Below are 22,241 nucleotides of genomic sequence, written 5' to 3'. Positions count from 1 at the left end.
CATGCTTATGATGAGGGCGATATTGAGATTTGCCTGCGAATCACGACAACTGCAGATAGTCCGCGAAATCGATAACCACCCACCGGCCGACGCTGCACGCCGAGGCCGTTTCCATGTGATCCAGTCAGCGATCGTCATTCCCCGTTGCAATCGAGCCGGCCGCAGTGCCGAAGATGAAGAAATGTGATGGCACCCTTGTCGCAAACATCCCCGGAAGACGACGACTACATCAATGAAATAGCCGGCCTGAAGACCCAGTTCGACATTTTCCGGTTCCTGAAACGCGTGACGGAAGCCTATCGCAGCCGGGCCTTCATGGTTCTCAATCTGCCGCCGGTCACATCGCTGGATATCCAGGGCAGCACCGTCATCACCAGCTGGCCGGCCGAGCTTCTGGCGCTCTACGACCAGGAGAGTTTGCTGGTGAACAGCCCGGTTCTGAGGCGCTTGAGAACATCGGCGCGGCCCTTCTTTTACGACATGACGCGCGAGAACTGGTCGCGTGACGACGGCAAGTCGGTCCTCGTCGCCGCGCTGTTCGAACGTTTCAGGATGATGCGCGGCGCCTATTTTCCGACGCATGAGCCATCCGGCCTGCGCGGCGCCATCTCTTTCGCCGGCGACCGGGAGTCCTTCAGCCCGGCCGAGATGCGTGAACTCTGCTACATCGCCATCCACGTCTATGACAGGCTTGCCGAGATCCGCAACCTCGATACGCGCATCACCGAGACGCTGACCGATCGGGAAATTGATTGCCTCAACTGGACGGCAGCCGGCAAGACCAGTGCGGAAATCGCCGAAATCCTCACCCTCTCCGAGCACACGGTCAATCATTACCTCAACCGTGCCACCAAGAAGCTCGATACGGTCAACCGCACCCAGGCGGTCGCCAAGGCGCTGCGGATCGGCCTGATCAAATAAGATGCAAAAGGCTGGGCGGGCTTTCGCCGGGCGCCCAGTGCGTGGGCATATGCTGGCCGCTGGTGGCTGTCCTCATGCCGCGCTTGTGCCATTTGCGGCGATTCTCCGTCTGGCACGCTTTCTGCTTCTCTTTTGCCAGAGGCCCAGAGGGGACTTGGACCAGCGCCAGGGAAATGGCGCGGCCGGCATACCGCTGACCGACGCCGATGCCGCTTTTGCCAGGCGCCGGCGTCGGTGGCGGTTGTTGCGTTTTGGCACCGCTCGTTTCGCAGCTGTTTGCGATTCGCCCTTTTCCCGTCATTTTTCGCTGGCCTTTTTGTCGGCTTGCGCTAGTTCGCCCCGGATTGCGCCGGTTCTCGGGGAGACCGTTGCGGCCATCAGGGCGAAAGCCCAGCGGACTTGATGGCCGCAACGGATCGCCAGTTCTCTGCGGCGCTTTTTGCAAGCCGGCAAATCGATTTTCCCGCCGATGATTTTGTTTGGCGAAGGCGTCCGGCTCCACTATCTCTACTGCAAGATTTTAGGTGCTACAGCGTCCTTTGCGCGACTTGAGAGACGTGCGGCGCTGTCGTGCGAGAAGAAGCAGTGAGGGTGGAATGACCGACGTTACCAAGGAACAGGTTCTCGAAACATTGAAGACCGTGCGTGGACCGGATCTCGAGCACGATATCGTTGCGCTCGGCATGGTGTCCGACGTCTTCATCTCCGACGGCAAGGTCTATTTCTCCATCACCGTTCCGGCTGAACGCGCCAGGGAGCTGGAGCCGCTGCGGCTCGCCGCCGAGCGCGTCATCAAGGAAATGCCGGGCGTCAAGGGTGCTCTTGTTACACTAACGGCGGACAAAAAGGCGGCCGCCGCCGCTCCCGCCTCCCGTCCAGCGCCGAACCCGCCCCGTGGCCATGCCGGCCACGATCACGCCGGTCATGATCACGCCGGTCATGATCACAGGGGACACAACCACGGGGGCCCAGCGCACGCGCCGCAGCAACAGCCGTCGCGCGCCGGCAAGATCGGCGTCCCCGGCATCGGCGCCATCATCGCCGTCGCCTCGGGCAAGGGTGGGGTCGGCAAGTCGACCACCGCGGTCAACCTGGCGCTCGGCCTGCTCGCCAACGGTTTGCGCGTCGGCATCCTCGACGCCGACGTCTATGGTCCCTCGATGCCGCGGCTGCTGAAGATATCCGGCCGCCCAACCCAGATCGATGGCCGGATCATCAATCCGATGGAGAATTACGGCCTTAAGGTCATGTCGATGGGCTTCCTCGTCGACGAGGAGACGGCGATGATCTGGCGCGGGCCGATGGTTCAGTCGGCGCTGTTGCAGATGCTGCGGGAAGTCGCCTGGGGTGAGCTCGATGTGCTGGTCGTCGACATGCCGCCCGGCACCGGCGACGCGCAGCTGACCATGGCCCAGCAGGTGCCGCTGGCTGGCGCCGTCATTGTCTCGACGCCGCAGGATCTGGCTCTGATCGATGCCCGCAAGGGCCTCAACATGTTCCGCAAGGTCGAGGTGCCGGTGCTCGGCATCGTCGAGAATATGAGCTATTTCATCGCGCCGGATACCGGCACCCGCTACGACATCTTCGGCCATGGCGGCGCCCGCAAGGAGGCCGAGCGCATCGGTGTGCCCTTTCTCGGCGAAGTGCCGCTGACGATGAATATCCGTGAAACCTCCGACGCCGGCACGCCGCTCGTCGCCTCCGAGCCGAACGGTATCGTCGCCGGCATCTATCGCGGCATTGCTGCCAAGGTCTGGGAGCAGGTCGGTGGCCAGCCGCAGCGTCCTGCCCCGGCGATCGTCTTCGAATAAGATCTGTCATCGGCAACGGTTCGGCATTCCGAGCGACACTCTTGGTGGCCGAATCATGTCCGCCAGTACCCCAAATTGTGGGGGAAGCGTGGTGAAAAGCCGCGCTTCACGGAAGATGTCTTGATTATTTCACGGCTTTGCTGCATATGCCGCGGCGCCATGATGGCATTTGCTGCAGATGCTCAATGACGGCCGTCCTCGTTTGGAAGATCTCGGCCCGCCTGCAAGTTCGGAGTTGTCTTGTCGATCGAAGGATTGGTCGCTGCGATGCGGTGGAGCACAATGTGCATGCCGGCCTTCGAGGTTGGATGCAGCCGGAGTTGTATGAACTTTTTTGATCCGCTTCCGTTGGGACCCGGGACGAGCGACCCTCGCTTTGCCGCGCTGGCCGCCGCATGGAAAGGCTGCCGGTGATCACCGCTTACTGTTCCAATTGCAGGTCGGTCGAGATCCGCGATCTGTCGCATGCCGGATCCTTCCCCGAGGATGTCGTATGGATCGACATGATCGAGCCGAGCCGCGACGAGGAACTCTATGTTGAGAGGGTTCTCGGCATCGAGGTTCCGACCCGGGACGACCTCAAGGATATCGAGCCCTCCGCCCGTCTCTATGTCGAAAACGACGCCGTTTTCATGACTGCCTCGCTGCTCTGGAAGGCGGAGACCGACGCGCCGACGCTGACCGATGTCGCTTTCATCCTGGCCGGAAACCGGCTGGTCACCATCCGATACGCCCATCCCAAATCCTTTGCGCTGTTCATCGCCGCCCTTCACCGTCTGCCGGAAAACTGGCGCAGCGGCGCTGCCCTTCTCGCCAAGCTGTTGGAAACGATCGTCGACCGCACCGCCGAGATCCTCGAGGTCTCCATCTCGCGCCTCGACATCTTGTCGATGCACGTCTTCGGCGACCGGGCGAAGAAGACGCGCAAGCCTTCGAACTATCTCGAGGAGAAGCTGCGCGATATCGCCGGCTATCACCGGATGATCAGCAAGGTGCGCGACAGCCTCGGGTCGCTGTCCCGCCTGCTGACCTTCTTGCACACGATCCCGGCGGTCCAGCAGGACCGCGAGACGAAGGACCTCTGCCGCACGGTCTCGCGTGATATCCAATCGCTGTCGGAGCATGCCGCCTTCGTTGCTGGCAACATCACCTTCCTGCTTGACGCTTCGCTCGGTCTGATCAACATCGAGCAGAATTCGATCATCAAGATATTTTCGATTGCCTCGGTGGTGTTCCTGCCGCCGACATTGGTCGCCTCCATCTATGGTATGAATTTTCAGGTCATGCCGGAGTTGGCCTGGGCCGCAGGTTATCCCTATTCGCTGGCCCTGATGGTGATATCCGCCGTCGTCCCGTTTTTCTTTTTCCGCTGGAAAGGCTGGCTCTGAGGAGCCTGTTGCAACTTCATGTCCGCAGAGAGCCATCCGAACGAATCCCAGATGACGCCGAAGAAGCTGTTCTATCTCACGCTCGGTTCCGTCGGCGTCGTCTACGGCGATATTGGCACCAGCCCGCTCTACGCCTTTCGCGAGGCGCTGAAACCTGTTGCCCATGACGGCCTCACCCGTTTCGAGGTCATTAGCCTGATCTCGCTGATGATCTGGGCGCTAACCATCATCGTCACCATCAAATATGTGCTGTTTTTGCTGCGCGCCGACAATGAGGGCGAGGGCGGCACGCTGTCGCTGCTTGCTCTTCTGATGAAGACCGCCAACGGGCATACCGCCATACTGATGCTGCTCGGCCTGATGGGCGCTGCCCTCTTCCTCGGCGATGCGATGATCACGCCGGCGCTGTCGGTGCTCTCGGCCGTCGAGGGCCTGAAGCTCGTCACCCCGACCCTCTCTGAATATATCGTGCCGATCTCGGTGGTGATCCTGGCGCTGCTCTTCGTCGTGCAATCGCGCGGCACCGGGGCGGTCGCGAAATTCTTCGGCCCGATCACCGCCGTCTGGTTCCTCGTCATGGCTGCCGCCGGCATTTCCCATATTTCGGATGATTTCGGCATCCTTGCCGCCTTCAATCCCTATTATGCCGTCAGCTTCCTGCTGCATGAGGGCTTTTACGGCGTCGTCGTGCTCGGCGCCGTCTTCCTGACAGTGACGGGCGCCGAGGCGCTCTATGCCGATCTCGGCCATTTCGGCCGGCGTCCGATCCAGTGGGCCTGGTTCCTGCTGGTCTTTCCGGCGCTGACGCTGAACTATCTCGGGCAGGGCGCTCTCGTTCTCGGCAATCCCTCGACGATGTCCGATCCCTTCTATCTGATGTATCCGAAATGGGCGCTGCTGCCGGTCGTCATCCTGGCGACTGCCGCGACGATCATCGCCAGCCAGGCGGTCATCACCGGCGCTTTCTCGATGGTGCGCCAGGGCATCAACCTCGGCTTCCTGCCGCGCATGGAAATCCTCTTCACCTCGGAAACCAATACCGGGCAGATCTTCGTTCCCTCGGTCAATGCCGTGCTGTTCATCGGCGTCATCTTCCTGGTCCTGAGTTTCAAGACCTCGGACGCGCTGGCGACCGCCTATGGCATCTCGGTCACCGGTGCCATGGTCGTCACCTCGATCATGGCCTTCGAATTCGTTCGCGCCCGGTGGAACTGGTCGCTTCCGGTTGCGGTGATCGCGCTCGCGCCGCTGGTCGTGCTCGAACTGATCTTCCTCGGTGCCAACCTTTTGAAGATCCACGACGGCGGCTACATCCCGATCCTGATCGCCACCGCCTTTACCGTCGTCATGTGGACCTGGCGCCGCGGCACCGCGATCCTGATGGAAAAGACCCGCCACACCGACATTCCGCTTCCCTCCTTCGTCAGCTCGATCGAGCGCAAGAGCGAACATTCGCCGGCCCAGGTTCCCGGCACTGCGATCTTCCTGACCAGCGATCCGGAATCGGCCCCCGCCGCCTTGCTGCATAATCTCAAGCACAATCATGTGCTGCACGACCGCAACGTCATCCTGACGATCCGCACCGTCAACAAGCCGCGTGTCCCGAGCCAGGACCGCTACAAGGTCGAGCAGATTTCCGAGCGCTTCTCCCGCGTCGAGCTGCTGTTCGGCTTCATGGAATCCCAAAATGTCTCGCAGGCGCTGGCGACGCTGCGCAAAACCGGCCTGAAGTTCGACATCATGTCGACCTCCTTCTATCTCGGACGCCGCAAGCTGGTGCCGGATGCCAAGTCGGGCATGCCCTACTGGCAGGACCGGCTCTACATCGCGCTTGCCAACGCCGCCGCCAACCCCTCGGACTACTTCCGCCTGCCGGCCAACCGCGTGGTGGAACTGGGCTCGCACGTCATTATTTGATGTGTGCGGACGCGATTGCTGACGGGGGTGGCCGCGCTTTGATGGCCCTTCCGCCATCTCAATCTCCGTCATGCTCGGCCTTGAGCCGAGCATCCACACCCCACCCACCAGCAGCTGTGGCATGGGTCCTCGGCTCAAGGCCGAGGACGACGGAGATTGAGGATGCGTTCCTGCTGAACTCGCCCTCCGGTGCCACATCAATAGGTATAGGGGCAGGGGGGGCATAGCCGCTCCGTGTGGCGAAAATATCAGCCACATTAGAACATTGCAAAACTGGCATGGTCACATTCCGGCACGCCTCGTTAACCGGGCGTCAAGGTTAATGCGGGATTTATTATGGAATGTTCCCGCGTCCCATGCCCGGAGTTTGTGTTGCGTCGAAAGAGCTCTTCCCGTAGCAAGCTGCGTCTTCTTCCCGAGAATTGGGTGTCGCCCGCAATCTTCGGGCTCGCCGGCTGGCTGATCTTCCCGAGTGTCGCATCTCATGCCGATCTCGCCGCCATGCTGGCCGGTCTCGACCGGGAGGGGGAGAACTGGCGCATGGTGCTGACCAATTCGCCGGCCGGCTCCATCCATCAGGCTGAACTTGCCTTCGCCGATCCGGCGGTGACGGGTTCGATCTCCTCAGGCGCCGGCATGGTGCTTCCCGATGGTCGCAAGGTTGCCTTTAACGCCAAGGAAAAAGGCCACGAGGACACGCCGGACGAGGATCGCGTCAACCGCGGCACCAAGAAAGGCCGCGTCGTCGCCGTCGAGAAGATGCAGCCGCCGAAGGATTTTTCGGCCGGCTCGATCCTCGAACGCACGAAGCTGCTCTTCACCCCGAACTTCGATCTCAAGGAGCGGTCGGCTTTCGTCAAGCCGAAGATCCAGGGCAAGGAAATCGAGATCGCCACGTCTTTCTATAAGAAGCAGCCGGTTGTGATCGATAGTGGCGTGCCGGCAATGCTCGCAAGCCTCGTCACCAGCGACAAGGCCGATGTGCTGGCCACCGCCTATGGGCCGGCGGCACCCGACTATTCCCGCCAGTCGCCGTTTGATTCGATCCTGACCGATCAGGACAGCGGCCGCTTCGTTCCGGAGATCGGTCCGCGCGACCATGCCTGGGCCGCCAGCATATTGTCGCCGAGCGTCTTTTCCGCCCGCGAACAGCAATGCTTGGCCTCAGGCATCTATTTCGAGGCGCGCGGAGAATCGGTGAAGGGCCAGGCGGCCGTCGCCCAAGTCATCCTCAATCGCGTCCGCAACCCGTCCTATCCGAAAACCATTTGCGGCGTCGTCTACCAGAACGAGGATTGGCGCAACCGCTGCCAGTTTTCCTTCGCCTGCGACAGCATCAAGGACAGGGTGAACTCGCAATATCACTGGCGGATGGCCCGCGATGTGGCGATGGCGGTGACATCCGGCAAGATCTGGCTGCCGCAGGTGGGCTCGGCGACACACTACCATGCCGTCTATGTCCGGCCGAAATGGGCAAAGACCATGGAAAAGGTCGGCCGCATCGGTCTTCACGTCTTCTATCGCACCTATGGCGGCGGCTGGAGCTGAGATAAATCGCTCGGGCAAGGCGATTTCCGTGGCTTAAAAGCGGATTCTTTCCATCGAATTTAAGAGATCGACCCAAAATCGCCTTATCTCTTTGATTTGACGAAATTATTTTCTGGCTGGACAGAAGCTGTCTACGCCTTGACTATACCAATCCCTAAAACTATGTTGCGCGCGACTTCAGAACGGGCCGGAAGGGTCTCAACCTTCGCGTCCGGGGTCCGAATGACCGGGGTAGCGGGAGTGCGGGCGACGGGCAGGCGAGGAGAGATCCATGGCGAATGACCGCGAGGAAAGTCTTGAGAAGCGCCGTGCGCAACTGGAAGCGAAACTCGCGTCCAAGCGCGCTGAGGCGGGAGTGGAACATGCAAGCGAGGCCCAAGCCGAGGTAAGCCGCAAAGGTTATGCCCAGGCGATGAAGCTTTCCAGCGAGTTCATTGCCGCGATCATCGTCGGTGCCGTTCTTGGCTATGTTCTCGACCGTTTTGTTGGCACGGCGCCTTGGGGGATGATTGTTCTTCTGCTTCTCGGATTCTGTGCCGGCGTTCTGAACGTGCTGCGTTCTGCGGGGGTGGTGGCCCATCCTCTGGATGACGACAAGAAATAAGGACCGGTTCCCGGTCCAGTGCAATGACCCCGCGTCCTGCGGGCCAAAGAGAGAGAACAAGCGGTGTCCAACGATCCGACTCATCAGTTCCAGATCTTCAAGATTGTGCCGATCGAAATCGGCGGAATTGATTTTTCGTTCACCAACGCATCGCTCTTCATGGCAGCTTCCGCTGCCGTGGCTGTAGGCTTCCTCTATTTCGCGACCTCGAACCGCGCCATCGTACCGGGCCGTTCGCAGTCGATCGCGGAAATGTCTTATGAATTCATCGCCAACATGCTGAAGGAAGGCGCCGGCAAGCAGGGAATGAAGTTCTTCCCGCTGGTCTTCTCGCTCTTCATGTTCGTGCTGACGGCGAACTTGCTCGGCATGTTCCCGTATTTCTTCACGATCACCAGCCAGATCATCGTCACCTTCGCGCTGGCGATCCTCGTTATCGGCACGGTTCTCGTTTACGGCTTCTATAAGCACGGGTTCCACTTCCTGAATGTTTTCGTGCCCTCGGGTGTGCCCGGCATATTGCTGCCGCTGGTCGTCTCGATCGAAATCATTTCCTTCCTGTCCCGCCCGATTTCGCTCTCCGTTCGTCTTTTCGCCAACATGCTCGCTGGTCACATCACGCTGAAGGTGTTCGCAGGCTTCGTCGCCTCGCTTGGAGCCCTCGGTGCAGTCGGCGTCGGCGGCGCAGTTCTTCCCCTCATCATGACCGTCGCCCTGACCGGTCTCGAGTTCCTCGTCGCCTTCCTTCAGGCTTACGTCTTTGCGGTGCTGACTTGCATGTACCTCAACGACGCAATCCATCCGGGCGGGCACTAAGGATAACGACAACGACGTCTCCAGGGCGTCAGTCATTCGCCGCAACAACCATTTCAAAGGAGTTCAACATGGAAGCGGAAGCAGCAAAGTACATCGGTGCAGGCCTGGCTTGCTTTGGTATGGCCGGTACGGCTCTCGGCCTCGGCAATATTTTCGGCAGCTACCTCTCCGGCGCACTGCGCAATCCGTCTGCCGCTGACAGCCAGTTCGGCCGTCTGGTATTCGGCTTCGCCGTTACGGAAGCTCTGGGCATCTTCTCGCTGCTCGTCGCTCTCCTCCTCCTCTTCGCCGTCTGATATCGGCGAATAGATGGATCACGGCCTGCCACCGCAAGCCGTGATCCTTTGCATTTGCAGTCCACCTGGAGGTGAGAATGTTTTTTGTGACCCCGGCTTACGCTGAAGAAGCACCGGCGGCAGCGACGGGTACGGATGCGCATGCCGCTCCGGCCGCAGGCGAGGTCCATACCGAGACCGGTGTTGCCGAAGGCGAACACGCCCGCGGCCCGTTCCCGCCTTTCGATTCGACGACTTACGCATCCCAGCTGCTGTGGCTGGTGATCACGTTCGGCGTCTTCTATTTGCTCATGCAAAAGGTCATCGCGCCGCGCATCGGGGCTATCCTCGATCAGCGCCACACGCGCCTCTCCCAGGATCTGGAAGAAGCCGGCCGCCTAAAGGCGGAAGCTGACGCCGCCGTCCAGACCTATGAAGGTGAACTGGCTGCTGCCCGCGCCAAGTCGAATGCGATCGGCGCTGCTGCACGCGATGCCGCCAAGCTCAAGGCCGAAGAGGATCGCCGCGCTGTCGAGGCGAGCCTGTCGGAAAAGATCAAGGCTGCTGAGGTCCGTATCGCCGACATCAAGGCGAAGGCCTTCGCCGACGTCGGCACCATTGCCGAGGAAACAGCGGCTGCCGTGGTCGATCAGCTGATCGGCGGCACAGCCGCCAAGGCCGATGTCGCCGCCGCCGTCGCGGCCGCCAAGAAGGAGGCTTGATCGATGGAATTTCACTTTGATGCGACTTTCTTCGCCTTTGTCGGCCTCGTCCTGTTCCTGGCGCTGGTCGTCTACCTGAAGGTTCCGGGCATGATGGCACGGTCGCTCGACGACCGCGCCGACCAGATCCGCAACGAATTGGCTGAAGCCAAGCGCCTGCGCGAGGAGGCCCAGCATCTGCTCGCCGAATACCAGCGCAAGCGCAAGGAAGCGGAAGCTGAAGCGGCCCACATCGTTGCCGCTGCCGAGCGTGAAGCCGAAATGCTGACCGCGGAGGCGAAGAAGAAGACGGAAGAATTCGTCACCAACCGCACGGCGCTTTCCGAGCAGAAGATCAAGCAGGCCGAGGCCGAGGCGATGAAGGCGGTCCGTTCCGCCGCCGTCGATCTGGCGATCGCCGCTGCAGAAACGGTTCTCGCCAAGCAGGCCGACGCCAAGGTTCAGTCCGAACTCTTCGGCAATGCTGTTGGCCAGGTCAAGACACGGCTCAACTGAGCGGTATCAAATGGAATAAGCAAAGGCCGGGCATGTCCCGGCCTTTTCTTTGTGGATAGGGCTTGTGCTTTGCGCGTGCGGCGCCTTCATCCGCCGATCTGCCCCTCATCCGCCTGCCGGCACCTTCGCCCCGCAAGCGGAGAGAAGGAACAAACCCGATGGGCGGCAGATCGGCGGTCAAAAGACCCAAGGCGCTTTTCTTTGGGCCGACTATTCCGAAATCAGCTCGTCCATCTCAGGCCCGTTCTCGCCCTTGCGCAGCGGCCGGAAACTCATCCGGTGCAGCGGGCAGGGGCCGAGCTTCTCGATGCCGGCGCGGTGCTGCGCGGTGCCGTAGCCGACATGGGCGGCAAAGCCGTAATCCGGAAACACATTGTGCGCCCGCGCCATCATCCGGTCGCGCGTCACCTTGGCGACGATCGAGGCGGCGGCGATCGAGACCGAACGGGCATCACCCTTGACCACCGCCTGTCCGGGGCAGTCGAGGCCGGGCGGCACGTCGAGCCCGTCTGTCAGCACGTAGCTTGCTGGAATGGCGAGGCTGCAGATCGCGCGGCGCATGGCGTCGAGGCTCGCCTTGCGAATGTCAGTCTCGTCGATGCGCGTCGAGCTGGAGGAGGCGATGGAGACGGTGGCGGTCGCCAGGATCTGCACGAACAATTCCTCGCGCCGTTGCGCCGAAAGCTGCTTGGAATCGTTCAGTCCGTCCGGGATGCGCTTCGGATCGAGGATGACGGCGGCAGCAACGACGGGCCCGGCCAGCGGCCCGCGGCCCGCCTCGTCGGCGCCGGCGACCGGCCAGTGCCCGGCCTTGCGGGCTTTGAGTTCCAGCCGGAAGTCCGGCACGAGGGGAACCGCTTGGAAAAGCTCGGGAGAATCGGGTGGCGTGCGAGGTTTCATGCGGCTGAACCTCGCACGCCAACCCGATTGCCCGCAAGTCCCCGATCAGGGCGGCGGTCGGGGACCGGGACCGGCGGATGGTGGCGGTCAGTGCCATCCGCGGGAATTGCGCTCGGGGCTCGAAAACAGGGCGGTTTTTCTGAACAGCCGATGCGCAAGCTACAAGCAATTCCAGGAAAAGTGCAAAGCGGTTTTCCGTCCGGAATTGCGTAAAAGGCAGAAGCAATTCCAGGAAAAGTGCAAAGCGGTTTTCCGTCCGGAATTGCGTAAGAACAAAGCTAAAGCAGTGACAGCTGCACGCCGCTGCCGTCCGGCGGCACGAACAGATCGTCGCGCAGCGGCATGCCGCGTCGCGTCAGGCCGAAGCGTCTGGCGGCCATTTCAAAACGCCGGGCGATCTGCCAGGCATAGGGACCGGCGCCCTTCATGCGCTTGCCGAATTCGGCATCATAATCCTTGCCGCCGCGCATCGAGCGCACAAGCGACATTACATGCCGGTAGCGATCGGGATAATGCTGCAGCAGCCAGTCGCGGAAGAGCGGGCTAACCTCGAGCGGCAGTCTCAAGATGACATAGCTCGCCTCGGCGGCGCCGGCAGCCTTGGCCGATTCGAGAATGCGCTCCAGCTCGTGATCGTTCAACGCCGGGATCAGCGGGGCGGCCATCACAGCCGTCTGGATGCCTGCTTCCGACAGCGTGTGAATGGTCTCCAGCCGGCGCGGCGGCGTGGCGGCGCGCGGCTCCATCGTCCGGGCAAGCTTGCGGTCGAGGGTGGTTACCGAGATGCCGACGCGCACCAGGTTCTTCGCCGCCATCTCCTGCAGAATGTCGAGATCGCGCAGGATCATCGCCGATTTGGTGACGATCGATACCGGGTGGTTCGCCTTGTTCAGGACCTCGAGAAGACCGCGCATGACGCGCCATTCCTTTTCGATCGGCTGATAGGGGTCCGTATTGGTGCCGATCGCGATCGCCCGCACCTTGTAGCCCGGCTTTGCAAGTTCCCGCTCCAGCAGCTTTGCCGCATCCGGCTTGGCGAAGAGCTTCGTCTCGAAATCGAGCCCGGCGGAAAGCCCCATATATGCGTGCGTCGGCCGGGCGAAACAATAGATGCAGCCATGCTCGCAGCCGCGATAGGGGTTGATCGAGCGGTCGAAGGCAATGTCGGGCGATTCATTGCGGGTAATGGCAGTTCGCGGCTTCTCGATCTGCACGTCCGTCTTGAACGGAGGCAGCTCTTCCAGCGTCTGCCAGCCATCGTCGAAGGTCTCGCGCTGCAGCGCCTCAAACCTGCCGGTTGGGTTCAGTCCCGCCCCGCGCCCACGCCGCCGGTCGACCTCGATCCTCAGACCGGATGACACGATCATCGCATCGGCAATATCTGCCGTATTGGCAGGCGCGAATGCGGCCTGCCCTGCCAGGGACTGCTCTCTCATCGGATTCTCCCGCGGCAAAAGCCATCGCTTCCGCCCGTTTTGATGATTAAATTCCTATCCGTAAAAAAAGAACAATGCAAGAACAAAATGCGGAAAACGCCGCTGGCAATAATTTGTGCGGCGCATTATGAATGGGCAATGTTGACGGTTGTTCTCGAATGTCAGGATCAGGAAGCTGAGCTGGCGCAGACTTTATCGGTATTGGTGGCAGGCGCGGTGGAGGGGATCGTCAGCGATGTGGTCGTGCTCGATCACGGCTCGCGCGACGGTACCTCGCGGGTCGCCGACGCCGCCGGCTGCCGCTTTTATTCGCAGTGGGATATCAATGACATCGTCCGATCCGCCCGCGGCGAATGGCTGCTCTTCGTCGAACCGGGCGCACGACCTCAGGCCGGCTGGATCGATGAGATCGCCGAATATATCGCGCTGAACAAACTGCCGGCCCGCTTCACCGCTTCGCGCGGCTATCGACGGCCGTTCTTTCAGCGTATTGGCCGCGCCGCGCCGCCGCTGGAGCTTGGTTTGCTGATGCCGAAGGGCCAGGCGCTTGCGGTGGCCAAAAGCGGCATGCGACTTGCCGAATTCGCCCAGGGCCAGAAGCCGCGCAAGCTTTCCAGCGAACTGATTCCCGCCTGGGTCGCCCGGGCTGCACGCTGAGCGGTTTTCACTCTCCGTTATTCCAAGGCTTGATCCAAGGCTTGGTTGGCGCCGAAAGCTGCCCCTCACCCTAACCCTCTCCCCGTGAAAACGGGTAGAGGGGACGTGCCCTGCGAAAGGATAGCGGGGGACGGAGAGGTCGCGGCTACCCCCGTTCGCCCGGCGAGCGGGAGAAGGTGGCGGCAGCCGGGATGAGGGGCTGATCTCGCTGTATAGCGTTAGTGGTCGCAATCCCCACCATCGCGCAAAACATGGCGCCCAATAGGATTTCGCGCTATAATTCTCCCATGGCGCCGCCGAAGCGCCTCGCTTCGTAACGGATGGCCATGGAATGCCGGTGGACGGCAGAACAGGTCGGCGACAATCTCCTCTTCTGCCGGGTTCCCGGCGAAAGGAGGTGCGTCATGGTACGCGGTATGATTTACGGCCTGCTGGCCGTCATATTGCCGATATCGCTGATCGCGCATCCGCATCCGGCAGCATCGCAGACGATGCTCAGTTGCGCAGGCCGATCCGAGGTCGTCAATTTCCTCGACAGGAATTTCGCTGAAAAGCTGACAGCGGTCGGACTGGTCAACGAGAACGCCGTTCTCGAGGTCTATGCCGCCAAAAGCGGCACCTGGACGCTCGTGGTCACGGATGTTCACGGCATAAGCTGCATTCTGCTGTCTGGTGACAGCTGGGAAACGATGCCCGCTCTGCCCGGCCTTGCCACATAGCGAATTCTATTTGGTCGCGCCGCGTTTCAGGTGCTCGTCCAGACGCGGCATGATCTCGACGAAATTGCACGGCATGTTGCGATAGTCGAGCTGCCCTTTCAGAATGCCGTCCCAGGCATCCCGGCAGGCGCCGGGCGAGCCGGGCAGCGCAAAGATGAAGGTGGCGTTGGCAACGCCTGCCGTGGCACGCGACTGGATCGTCGCCGTGCCGATCTTGTCGTAGGAAATACGGTGGAAGACGGCTGAAAAGCCGTCCATGCGCTTTTCGAACAAGGGCTCCAGCGCCTCGGGCGTCACATCGCGGCCGGTAAAGCCGGTGCCGCCTGAGGTGATGACGACGTCGATTTCGTCCCGCTCGGTCCAGGCTTTGACCGTTGCTGCGATTTTCTCGCGATCATCGGGCACGATCGCCCGGTCGACCAGCCTGTGGCCCGCCTCGCTGATTCGCGCCGCCAGCGTGTCGCCCGACTTGTCCGTCTCCGGCGTGCGCGTATCCGAGACGGTGAGAACCGCGATGCCGACGGCTATGAAGGGCCGCTTGTCGTCCAGACCTGCCATCACATGCCTCCCGATATCGTTTCCGTCGCCTGGAAATACCAGTCCGGCCGCGTGCCGTGAAGGGCCGTAGCCGCCTCTTGCGCCTCAACCATGCTCGCAAAGATCCCGAAACAGGTGGCGCCGGAACCGGACATACGGGTCAAAAGCGCACCGCGGCCCTGCAGCATCGCCGAGATCACCGCAATCTCCGGCACGAGCTGGCGCGCCGGCGGCTCCAGGTCGTTGCGGGCAGCACCGATCATTGCCAGCCAGCCGGCACTCCCAGTAAGCCCCGAAGCCAGGTTTAAAGAAGGGTTGTTCTTTGTCGCCAGCCGGCGGAACACCTCGGGCGTCGAGACACCCTTCAGCGGATTGGCGAGCACCATGGCAAAGGCCGGCAGATCAGGCACGGCCTCGATCTGTTCACCAATGCCGCGGGCAATCAGCGGCCGGCTTTCAACGCACATCGGCACGTCGGCGCCGAGCCTCAGCGCCAGGGCGGCAAGCGCCTCCGCCGGCAGGCTCATGCCCCAGAGCCGCATCAGTCCGCGCAGCGTCGCCGCCGCGTCGGCCGAGCCGCCGCCGATGCCGGAGGCAACAGGCAGGTTCTTTTCGAGGTGGATATGGACGGGAAAGGCGAGGACGCCGACCGCCTCCCTCAAAAGATCGCGTGCCCGCAGCACCAGATTGGTGCCGCTGTCGCCGGCAAGCGTTTCGCCGAAGCGGCCCGATAGGGTGAAGGCGTCGGCCTTCGCAGGCAGGAAGCCCAGCCGGTCGCCGCAATCTGCGAAGGTCACCAGCATATCGAGCAGATGATAGCCATCTGCCCGCTGGCCTGTCACATGCAAAGCGAGGTTGATCTTCGCGCGCGCCTCTTCGGTGACGCCGAAAGCCTCGGCAAAGCCCTTCTCAGGCATGCTTGCCGCCCGTCAGGATTTCTTGTCGGCCGGCGGCGGGGTGACAGGTGCGGGGTCCGGCTGCTTCTTGTCTGCCGCCTTGGCATCGTCGCTGGCCGGAGGCAGACCGTTGGCGACCTTGTCCTTGATCTTCGGGATTTCGGCGGCCTCGGGCTCGGAAGCGAGCGCCCGGTTCCACTGATAGACGGCCTCGAGCTTGCGGCCGACGCGCCAGTAGGCGTCGCCGAGATGGTCGTTGATCGTCGCGTCGCCGGCCTTGATCTGGGCTGCCCGCTCCAGCTCGTCGACGGCATCGTCGAAGCGGTTGAGCCGGAAGTAGGCCCAGCCGAGCGAATCGATGATGTAGCCGTCGTCGGGGCGAAGGTCGACGGCCTTCTTGATCATGCCGAGACCTTCGTCGAGGTTGCGGTTCATGTCGATCCAGGAATAGCCGAGATAGTTCAGCACCTGCGGCTGGTCGGGATTGAGCTCCAGCGCCTTGCGGAAGTTCGGCTCCGCCTGGTCCCACTTCTTCAGCCGCTCATAGGCGATGCCGCGCTGGAAGAAGACGCTCCAATTGGGGCGGCCGGGGAAGGGGCCGATCGCTTCGACCGCCTTGTCGTAATTGGCGGCCATCGCCTCGTAGTCCTTGGCGTCGGAGAGCACGCTGCCATAAGCGAGGTAGCTGCGGATATCCTTCGGGTCGGAGGCGATCAGCGCCTGCAGATGCTTGCGCGCCTCGTCCACCTTGCCGCCCTGGGCAAGGGCAAGGCCGAGCTGGAGCTCGGAGATGCGCCGCATCGGCGAATTTTCCGGCACCTTCTTGTAGAGCGCGATGGCGCGGTCCATCTGGTTCTGCTTCTCGGCGATGCCGCCGAGAAGTACCAGCGTATCGGCGCTGTTCGGGTCGAGCGCATTGGCGGTCTGCAGGTAAAGCGAAACGATGTCCTCAGCGCCGTCGCGGTTCAGCGCGCCGCCGACCGAAAACAGCACGCCGGCAGCGCCTTCTTCGGCCGTCTTGACCTGCTGTTCCTGCTTCTCGTCCTTTTCGATACTGTCGCGCAGCGCGTTCAGCGGCGCGTAGTTCGGCAGCAGGTTGTCGCCGACGGATACGGCGTCGAGCGCCTTCTGCTTATTGCCTTGTGAAGCTTCGAGGCGGGCGAGCGCCATCACCGCGCGCATGAAGGTGTCGGGCGCCGTCGCACCCCCTTCCTTGTCGAGCACGGCGTCGTTCAGATGCTTCCGGGCCGATTTTACGTCGCCGGTGGCGATGGCGATCGCCCCGGCATTGTAATTCTGGAAAATGCCGACCCAGTCCGGTCCCTTCATCTTCTCGACCATGGCGAGCGCTTCCTTGCCGCGGCCCGCGCCGACGCGAGCCCAGGCGAGCAGCAGGTCGTTCATCATCCGGTCGAGGTCGTTCGGCCCCTTATATTTGAGGATGGCCTCGGCGGTCTTGTAGTCGTCACGGCGCACGGCATCCATGCCGCGCACGATCGTGGTGATGCGCTCGACGGAAGGATCGCCCTTCAGGTCGTTGGCATATTTGACGCCTTCCTTAATGTCGCCGTTGAGCAGCAGCGAGATCATCAGCCGCTGGCGAATCTCCGGATTGCCGGGCTCGATCTGCAGCGCCTTCTTGTAGAGTTCGATCGCCGTTGCATAGTCGTGATCGACATCGGCCGTGCGCGCCGCGAGGAAGGCGCCGGAGAAAGTGGTAACGCTATCGGCATCGAAGCTATCGGTCTTCTCCACATCGCCCGGCTTGGCCGCATCCTCGGCACTTACGCCGCCGACACCGCCCAGCGAAAGGACAGCGGCAAGCGCTGCACTCGTAAGAAGACGGATGGCAAATCTCTGCCGCATTAGGAAACCTTTCTTCGACAGCGTCCGACAATGGCGCCGGTCGCAAAAACCAGTGGTGCTCACTGATTCATAACAGGATGGCTTTTTTGAAGCGGCGCCGCAAGAAATTCAGCCTGCGATCAAGGACGTTTGATCAATTGACGCGCTCGATGCAGAAGTCGATCACTTCCATCAGGGAGGATTTCCATACCGTATCGGGAAGCGGCGCAAGGGCGTCCCTGGCGATCGTGCCATAATGGATCGCCCGGCCGATGGTGTCGCTGAGCGTGCCATATTTGGTAATCAGCCCCAGCGCTTTTTCGAGATTGGCGTCGGTGCTGTTGCCGGCTTCGATTGCGTCGCGCCAGAAGGCGCGCTCATCCTCGGTCCCACGGCGATAGGCGAGGATAACCGGCAAAGTGATCTTGCCTTCACGGAAATCGTCGCCGACATTCTTGCCGAGATCGGCGGCCTTGCCGCCGTAATCGAGCGCATCGTCGACCAGCTGGAAGGCCAGCCCCAGATTCATGCCGTAGGATTTCAGCGCGTTGCGGCCGGATTTGCCGGCCTCGGCGACGATCGGCCCGACTTCGGCGGCGGCGGCAAAGAGCGCCGCCGTTTTGGCCCGGATGACCGAAAGATAATCGTCCTCCGTCGTCTCCATGTTCTTGGCGACGGAAAGCTGCAGCACCTCACCTTCGGCAATGATGCAGGCGGCGGAAGACAAGACGTCGAGCGCATCGAGCGAGCCGACATCGACCATCATGCGGAAGGCCTGGCCAAGCAGAAAGTCGCCGACCAGTACGCTCGCCTGGTTGCCCCAGATCATCCGCGCCGTCGATTTGCCGCGCCGCAGGTCGCTTTCGTCGACGACGTCGTCATGCAGCAGCGTGGCGGTGTGCATGAACTCGACCGAGGTGGCGAGCTTGACGTGGTTTTCGCCGCGGTAGTCGAACAGCGAGGCTGAGGCCAGCGTCAGCATCGGCCGCAGCCGCTTGCCGCCGGATGAGATCAGATGGTTCGCCACTTCCGGGATCATCTGCACGTCGGAGCCGGCCTTCGACAGAATGAGCTGGTTCACCCGCTCCATATCCGCCCTGGTGAGATCGACCAATGGCTTGATGGATGCCAGTTTGTTTTTGCTTTCTTCAAGCGGTATGACCACGCCCAACGACCCGGACTCCTGTTCATTCTTTGCATCTGACAATAGAAAGGGGCGATGGACGCGGCAAGAGGTGAATTGTCGCGCAAGACGAAATTGGAAGGAAAACGACGGCAAATGCATGAACTTATCCGCGCCAACGACCCCGTTCTGCTCTCCTTTGCCGAAAGCTTGATGAAGGATGCGGGCATTCACTGCTTCATCGCCGATCAGGGCATGAGCGTGCTGGAAGGTTCGCTCGGTATGCTGCCGCGCCGCCTGCTGGTGGATGAGGAGATGGCCGATCAGGCGCGCCGCATCCTGATCGACGCCGGTCTCGGCGGCGAACTGCGCGACAGGACGTGAGCAGGCGATGACCGGGGAGCCTGCCGAAACCATCGATGCCTTCCATCGCGGCGCCTTTCATCTGCTGCAGCCGAAGGGCAGGGGCCATCGCGCCGGCATGGATGCGATGCTGCTTGCCGCCCTCGTCGCCGACGATCGCCCGGTCAGGGTCGCCGATCTCGGCGCCGGCGCCGGTGCGGCCGGCCTTGCCGTCGCCGCGCGGCTTGCCAAGGCGCAAGTGGTGCTGTTCGAGCGCTCTGCCGAAATGGCCGATTATGCCCGCCGCAGCATCCTCCTGCCCGAAAACGCCCATCTTGCGGGCCGCGCCAGTGTCGTCGAGGCCGATGTGACGCTGACCGCCAAGGCGCGCAACGATGCCGGCCTCATCGACGAAAGTTTCCACCACGTCATCATGAACCCGCCCTTCAACGATGCCGGCGACCGGCGCACGCCCGACGCGCTGAAGGCCGAAGCCCATGCGATGACCGACGGCCTGTTCGAAAGCTGGCTGCGCACGGCCGGCGCCATCATGATCCCGGGTGGGCAATTATCGCTGATCGCCAGGCCGCAATCGATCGCCGAGATCATTACCGCCTGCGGCCGGCGCTTCGGCGGCATCGAAATTACCGCCATCCATCCGCGCCCCGGCGAAAACGCCGTCCGCATCCTGGTGACGGGTATCAAGGGGTCGCGGGCGCGGCTGTCGCTGCGCGCGCCTTTGGTCATGCACGAAGAGGGGAGCCACAAGTTCTCCCCTCTCGTCGATGATTTCAACAATGGCCGGGCGGCCTATGTGAGGCTTTAGGGTCTCCCGCAATTCCGGACGGAAAACCGCTTCACTTTTCCTGGAATTGCTTCAGCCGGTGACGAAGTCGAAGAGCAGCTTGACGTTCAGCCCGGCAATGACGACCGCGATCAGATAGGCGAGGCCGCTCAGCCAGCGCGGCGCTACGAGCTCGCCCATCTTGGCCTTGCTGGCGGTGAACATAACGAGCGGGAAGACGGCAAAGGAAAGCTGCAGGCTGAGCACCACCTGGGTAAGGATCAAGAGCTCGGCCGTGCCCTTGTCGCCATACCAGATGGTGACGACCGCCGCCGGCACGATGGCGATGGCGCGGGTGATCAGCCGGCGCATCCACGGCTTCAGCCGGATCTTCAGGAAGCCTTCCATGACGATCTGGCCGGCAAGGGTCGCCGTGACCGTCGAGTTCAGACCGCAGCACAGCAGCGCGATGCCGAACAGCGTCGGCGCGATGGCGAGGCCGAGAAGCGGCGACAGCAGCGAATAGGCATCGCCGAGTTCGACGACGTCGGTCTTGCCGTGCGCATTGAAGGCGGCAGCCGCCAGGATCAGGATCGAGGCGTTGATCAGCAGCGCGAAACACAGCGCCACCGTCGAGTCGATCGTCGCAAAGGTCAGCGCCTCCTTCTTCTCGGGAATCGTGTGGCCATAAGCCCGCGTCTGGACGATGCCGGAATGAAGGTAGAGATTGTGGGGCATGACGGTCGCGCCGAGAATGCCGAGCGCCAGATAGAGCATCTCCGGATTGGTGACGATCTCGGTGGTCGGGAAGAAACCGGTGACGACGGCGCCCCATTGCGGGTCGGCAAGCAGGATCTGCACGCCGAAGCAGACAGCGATGACGCCGAGCAGGGCGATGATGAAGGCTTCCACCCAGCGGAAACCGAGCTTCTGCAGGAAGAGGATGACGAAAACGTCGAGCGCGGTGATCAGTACGCCGAGTTCCAGCGGGATGCCCATCAAGAGGTTAAGGCCGATTGCCGTGCCGATCACCTCGGCGATGTCGGTGGCGATGATGGCGATCTCGGCGAAGGCCCAGAGCGGCACCGAAACCCATTTCGGAAAGGCGTCACGGCAGGCCTGCGCCAGATCGCGGCCCGACGCGATCGCCAGCCGCGCGCAGAGCGATTGCAGCACGATCGCCATCAGGTTGGAAAGCAGCGCGACGGTGAGCAGCGCATAGCCGAATTTCGAGCCCCCGGCGAGTGAGGTCGCCCAGTTGCCGGGATCCATGTAGCCGACGGCGACCATGTAGCCCGGCCCGGCGAAGGCCGCCGCCCGCCGCCACCTTGAGCTGTGACGCCCGGTTCCGACGGTGCGGTAGACATCCGATAGCGACGCCTCGCCGCGTTCGTGCCGCCAGCCGCGGTTTGCATTCGGATTTAGGGCGTCCATGCGATTTCCACCTATTATTCGTAAGGGGCACTATGACGAATTAGAATGATAATGCAAGTCATTCGCAACAGGAAAATCAATCCGCTGTTTTCAGGCCCGATGTTTTCGAGAACGCGGCCATTGCGTTTGTCGTTCCAGCGCATACATGGATGCCGATCGTCATTGACGCGATCGTGCCACCCGAAGCGAAGGATGAGAGATGGCCGGATTCTGGAGAAAGCTGCTGCCGAAACGGTTCCGCAAGGACGGCATCACCATCCCGGTCGTCAGATTGCAGGGGGCGATCGTCAGCGGCGGCGGCCCGTTCCGCCCGGCTCTCAATCTCGCCAATGTCGCTCCGGTTCTGGAAAAGGCCTTCGCCATGAAGGACGCGCCGGCGGTCGCCATATCAATCAATTCGCCGGGCGGCTCGCCCGTCCAGTCCCGCCTGATCTTCACCCGCATTCGTGAGCTCGCCCGCGAGAAGCAGAAGAAGGTGCTTGTTTTCGTAGAGGATGTCGCCGCTTCCGGCGGCTATATGATTGCGCTCGCCGGCGACGAAATCATCGCCGACGCCACCTCGATCGTCGGCTCGATCGGCGTCGTCTCCGGCGGTTTCGGCTTTCCCGAACTGTTGAAGAAGATCGGCGTCGAGCGCCGCGTCTATACGGCGGGTGAAAACAAGGTGATCCTCGATCCTTTCCAGCCGGAAAAGGAAAAGGACATCGAATATCTGAAGAGCCTGCAGCTCGAAATCCACCAGGTCTTCATCTCGATGGTGCGCGAGCGCCGCGCCGGCAAGCTGAGGGATGATGCGGCGGTCTTCTCCGGCCTGTTCTGGAGCGGCACCCGCGGCCTCGAACTCGGCCTCATCGACGGTCTCGGCGACATGCGCCAGGAATTGAAGCGGCGCTACGGCCAGAAAACCAAACTGGAGCTCGTCACCGCCGGCCGCGGTCTGTTCGGCCGCCGTGTTCCCGGCGTGTCGCCGGTTTCGCTCGAAAGTGCCGCATCCGGCCTCGCGACAGGGCTTGTCGAAGCGGCGGAAGAGAGAGCATTGTGGAGCCGCTTCGGGCTTTGAGGGAGTGAGAG

At 62.0% G+C, this 22,241-nt stretch carries 23 protein-coding genes; 15 read left to right on the top strand and 8 right to left on the bottom strand.

From position 1 onward, the window contains the following. Positions 1 to 186 precede the first annotated feature (186 nt). Positions 187 to 921 carry a LuxR family transcriptional regulator gene (locus tag ATY29_RS01830; RefSeq protein WP_038573640.1) on the top strand — a complete coding sequence of 245 codons (735 nt, stop codon included), beginning with the start codon at positions 187 to 189 and terminating at the stop codon, positions 919 to 921. Here the strand turns inward: ATY29_RS01830 and ATY29_RS36660 are convergent. After that, a complete protein-coding gene (locus ATY29_RS36660) occupies positions 914 to 1,423 on the bottom strand; it encodes a hypothetical protein (protein ID WP_165779380.1) in 510 nt (169 codons plus the stop codon). The genes ATY29_RS01830 and ATY29_RS36660 overlap by 8 nt on opposite strands. Before the next feature lie 94 nt (positions 1,424 to 1,517). Here ATY29_RS36660 and ATY29_RS01820 point away from each other — a divergent pair, with 94 nt between their 5' ends. The 9 genes from ATY29_RS01820 to ATY29_RS01775 all read left to right on the top strand — a co-directional run bounded on the left by ATY29_RS01820 (position 1,518) and on the right by ATY29_RS01775 (position 10,497). Further along, entirely contained in the window at positions 1,518 to 2,732 is a 1,215-nt protein-coding gene (locus tag ATY29_RS01820; RefSeq protein ID WP_097534797.1) for an Mrp/NBP35 family ATP-binding protein, read from the top strand. A gap of 410 nt (positions 2,733 to 3,142) precedes the next feature. After that, positions 3,143 to 4,120 (top strand): magnesium transporter CorA family protein, encoded by a 978-nt coding sequence (locus ATY29_RS01810; protein WP_025415451.1) that lies wholly within the window; start codon positions 3,143 to 3,145, stop codon positions 4,118 to 4,120. An 18-nt stretch (positions 4,121 to 4,138) separates the two neighbouring features. Beyond that, complete coding sequence (locus ATY29_RS01805) at positions 4,139 to 6,037, top strand: potassium transporter Kup (RefSeq protein WP_003570004.1); 1,899 nt, start codon at positions 4,139 to 4,141, stop codon at positions 6,035 to 6,037. A gap of 336 nt (positions 6,038 to 6,373) precedes the next feature. After that, positions 6,374 to 7,585, top strand: coding sequence for a cell wall hydrolase (locus ATY29_RS01800; protein ID WP_046154778.1), 1,212 nt, complete (start codon positions 6,374 to 6,376; stop codon positions 7,583 to 7,585). A 271-nt stretch (positions 7,586 to 7,856) separates the two neighbouring features. Further along, positions 7,857 to 8,189, top strand: coding sequence for an AtpZ/AtpI family protein (locus ATY29_RS01795; protein ID WP_003570001.1), 333 nt, complete (start codon positions 7,857 to 7,859; stop codon positions 8,187 to 8,189). 63 nt (positions 8,190 to 8,252) lie between these two features. Further along, positions 8,253 to 9,005, top strand: a complete 753-nt coding sequence (locus ATY29_RS01790) for a F0F1 ATP synthase subunit A (protein WP_003569999.1) — start codon at positions 8,253 to 8,255, stop codon at positions 9,003 to 9,005. Positions 9,006 to 9,073: 68 nt separating this feature from the next. Further along, complete coding sequence (locus ATY29_RS01785; RefSeq protein ID WP_003545854.1) at positions 9,074 to 9,301, top strand: F0F1 ATP synthase subunit C; 228 nt, start codon at positions 9,074 to 9,076, stop codon at positions 9,299 to 9,301. Between the two features lie 77 nt (positions 9,302 to 9,378). Then, a complete protein-coding gene (locus ATY29_RS01780) occupies positions 9,379 to 10,002 on the top strand; it encodes a F0F1 ATP synthase subunit B (protein ID WP_003569997.1) in 624 nt (207 codons plus the stop codon). Between the two features lie 3 nt (positions 10,003 to 10,005). Continuing rightward, the gene (locus ATY29_RS01775) at positions 10,006 to 10,497 is read left to right on the top strand and encodes a F0F1 ATP synthase subunit B (protein WP_003569995.1); all 492 of its coding nucleotides are present in this window, start codon (positions 10,006 to 10,008) and stop codon (positions 10,495 to 10,497) included. Positions 10,498 to 10,707: 210 nt separating this feature from the next. On the opposite strand, the gene rnhB is transcribed toward ATY29_RS01775, so the two are convergent. Continuing rightward, a complete protein-coding gene (rnhB, locus tag ATY29_RS01770; protein WP_003569993.1) occupies positions 10,708 to 11,397 on the bottom strand; it encodes a ribonuclease HII in 690 nt (229 codons plus the stop codon). A gap of 278 nt (positions 11,398 to 11,675) precedes the next feature. Beyond that, the gene (locus ATY29_RS01765) at positions 11,676 to 12,833 is read right to left on the bottom strand and encodes a PA0069 family radical SAM protein (protein ID WP_003569991.1); all 1,158 of its coding nucleotides are present in this window, start codon (positions 12,831 to 12,833) and stop codon (positions 11,676 to 11,678) included. A gap of 138 nt (positions 12,834 to 12,971) precedes the next feature. On the opposite strand from ATY29_RS01765, the gene ATY29_RS01760 reads away from it, so the two are divergent. Together ATY29_RS01760 and ATY29_RS01755 are read left to right on the top strand one after the other, a co-directional pair. Beyond that, on the top strand, positions 12,972 to 13,490 hold the full coding sequence (locus tag ATY29_RS01760) for a glycosyltransferase family 2 protein (protein ID WP_025415453.1): 519 nt from the start codon (positions 12,972 to 12,974) through the stop codon (positions 13,488 to 13,490). A 404-nt stretch (positions 13,491 to 13,894) separates the two neighbouring features. After that, on the top strand, positions 13,895 to 14,209 hold the full coding sequence (locus ATY29_RS01755) for a hypothetical protein (protein ID WP_003569987.1): 315 nt from the start codon (positions 13,895 to 13,897) through the stop codon (positions 14,207 to 14,209). A gap of 6 nt (positions 14,210 to 14,215) precedes the next feature. Here ATY29_RS01755 and moaB read toward each other — a convergent pair whose 3' ends face one another. The 4 genes from moaB to ATY29_RS01735 all read right to left on the bottom strand — a co-directional run bounded on the left by moaB (position 14,216) and on the right by ATY29_RS01735 (position 18,658). Further along, a complete protein-coding gene (gene moaB / locus ATY29_RS01750) occupies positions 14,216 to 14,767 on the bottom strand; it encodes a molybdenum cofactor biosynthesis protein B (RefSeq protein ID WP_003569985.1) in 552 nt (183 codons plus the stop codon). Then, positions 14,767 to 15,663 (bottom strand): 4-(cytidine 5'-diphospho)-2-C-methyl-D-erythritol kinase, encoded by an 897-nt coding sequence (locus ATY29_RS01745; protein ID WP_003569983.1) that lies wholly within the window; start codon positions 15,661 to 15,663, stop codon positions 14,767 to 14,769. The genes moaB and ATY29_RS01745 overlap by 1 nt, the downstream gene beginning before the upstream one ends. 12 nt (positions 15,664 to 15,675) lie before the next feature. Continuing rightward, the gene (locus ATY29_RS01740) at positions 15,676 to 17,508 is read right to left on the bottom strand and encodes a tetratricopeptide repeat protein (protein ID WP_003569982.1); all 1,833 of its coding nucleotides are present in this window, start codon (positions 17,506 to 17,508) and stop codon (positions 15,676 to 15,678) included. Between the two features lie 133 nt (positions 17,509 to 17,641). Continuing rightward, positions 17,642 to 18,658, bottom strand: coding sequence for a polyprenyl synthetase family protein (locus tag ATY29_RS01735; protein WP_003569980.1), 1,017 nt, complete (start codon positions 18,656 to 18,658; stop codon positions 17,642 to 17,644). 108 nt (positions 18,659 to 18,766) lie between these two features. On the opposite strand from ATY29_RS01735, the gene ATY29_RS01730 reads away from it, so the two are divergent. Next, a complete protein-coding gene (locus ATY29_RS01730) occupies positions 18,767 to 18,994 on the top strand; it encodes a putative signal transducing protein (protein ID WP_003569978.1) in 228 nt (75 codons plus the stop codon). Between the two features lie 7 nt (positions 18,995 to 19,001). After that, complete coding sequence (locus ATY29_RS01725) at positions 19,002 to 19,778, top strand: tRNA1(Val) (adenine(37)-N6)-methyltransferase (protein WP_003569977.1); 777 nt, start codon at positions 19,002 to 19,004, stop codon at positions 19,776 to 19,778. A 51-nt stretch (positions 19,779 to 19,829) separates the two neighbouring features. Here the strand turns inward: ATY29_RS01725 and ATY29_RS01720 are convergent, their stop codons facing one another. Beyond that, positions 19,830 to 21,170, bottom strand: coding sequence for an Nramp family divalent metal transporter (locus ATY29_RS01720; protein WP_003569975.1), 1,341 nt, complete (start codon positions 21,168 to 21,170; stop codon positions 19,830 to 19,832). Positions 21,171 to 21,369: 199 nt separating this feature from the next. On the opposite strand from ATY29_RS01720, the gene ATY29_RS01715 reads away from it, so the two are divergent. After that, the gene (locus ATY29_RS01715) at positions 21,370 to 22,230 is read left to right on the top strand and encodes a S49 family peptidase (protein WP_003569972.1); all 861 of its coding nucleotides are present in this window, start codon (positions 21,370 to 21,372) and stop codon (positions 22,228 to 22,230) included. Positions 22,231 to 22,241: the final 11 nt, after the last annotated feature.

This window comes from Rhizobium hidalgonense (genome assembly GCF_002914525.1).
GTDB classification, from domain to species: Bacteria; Pseudomonadota; Alphaproteobacteria; order Rhizobiales; family Rhizobiaceae; genus Rhizobium; species Rhizobium hidalgonense.
Note: the sequence above shows the minus strand (reverse complement) of the source record. Positions and strands in the feature narration are given on the sequence as shown.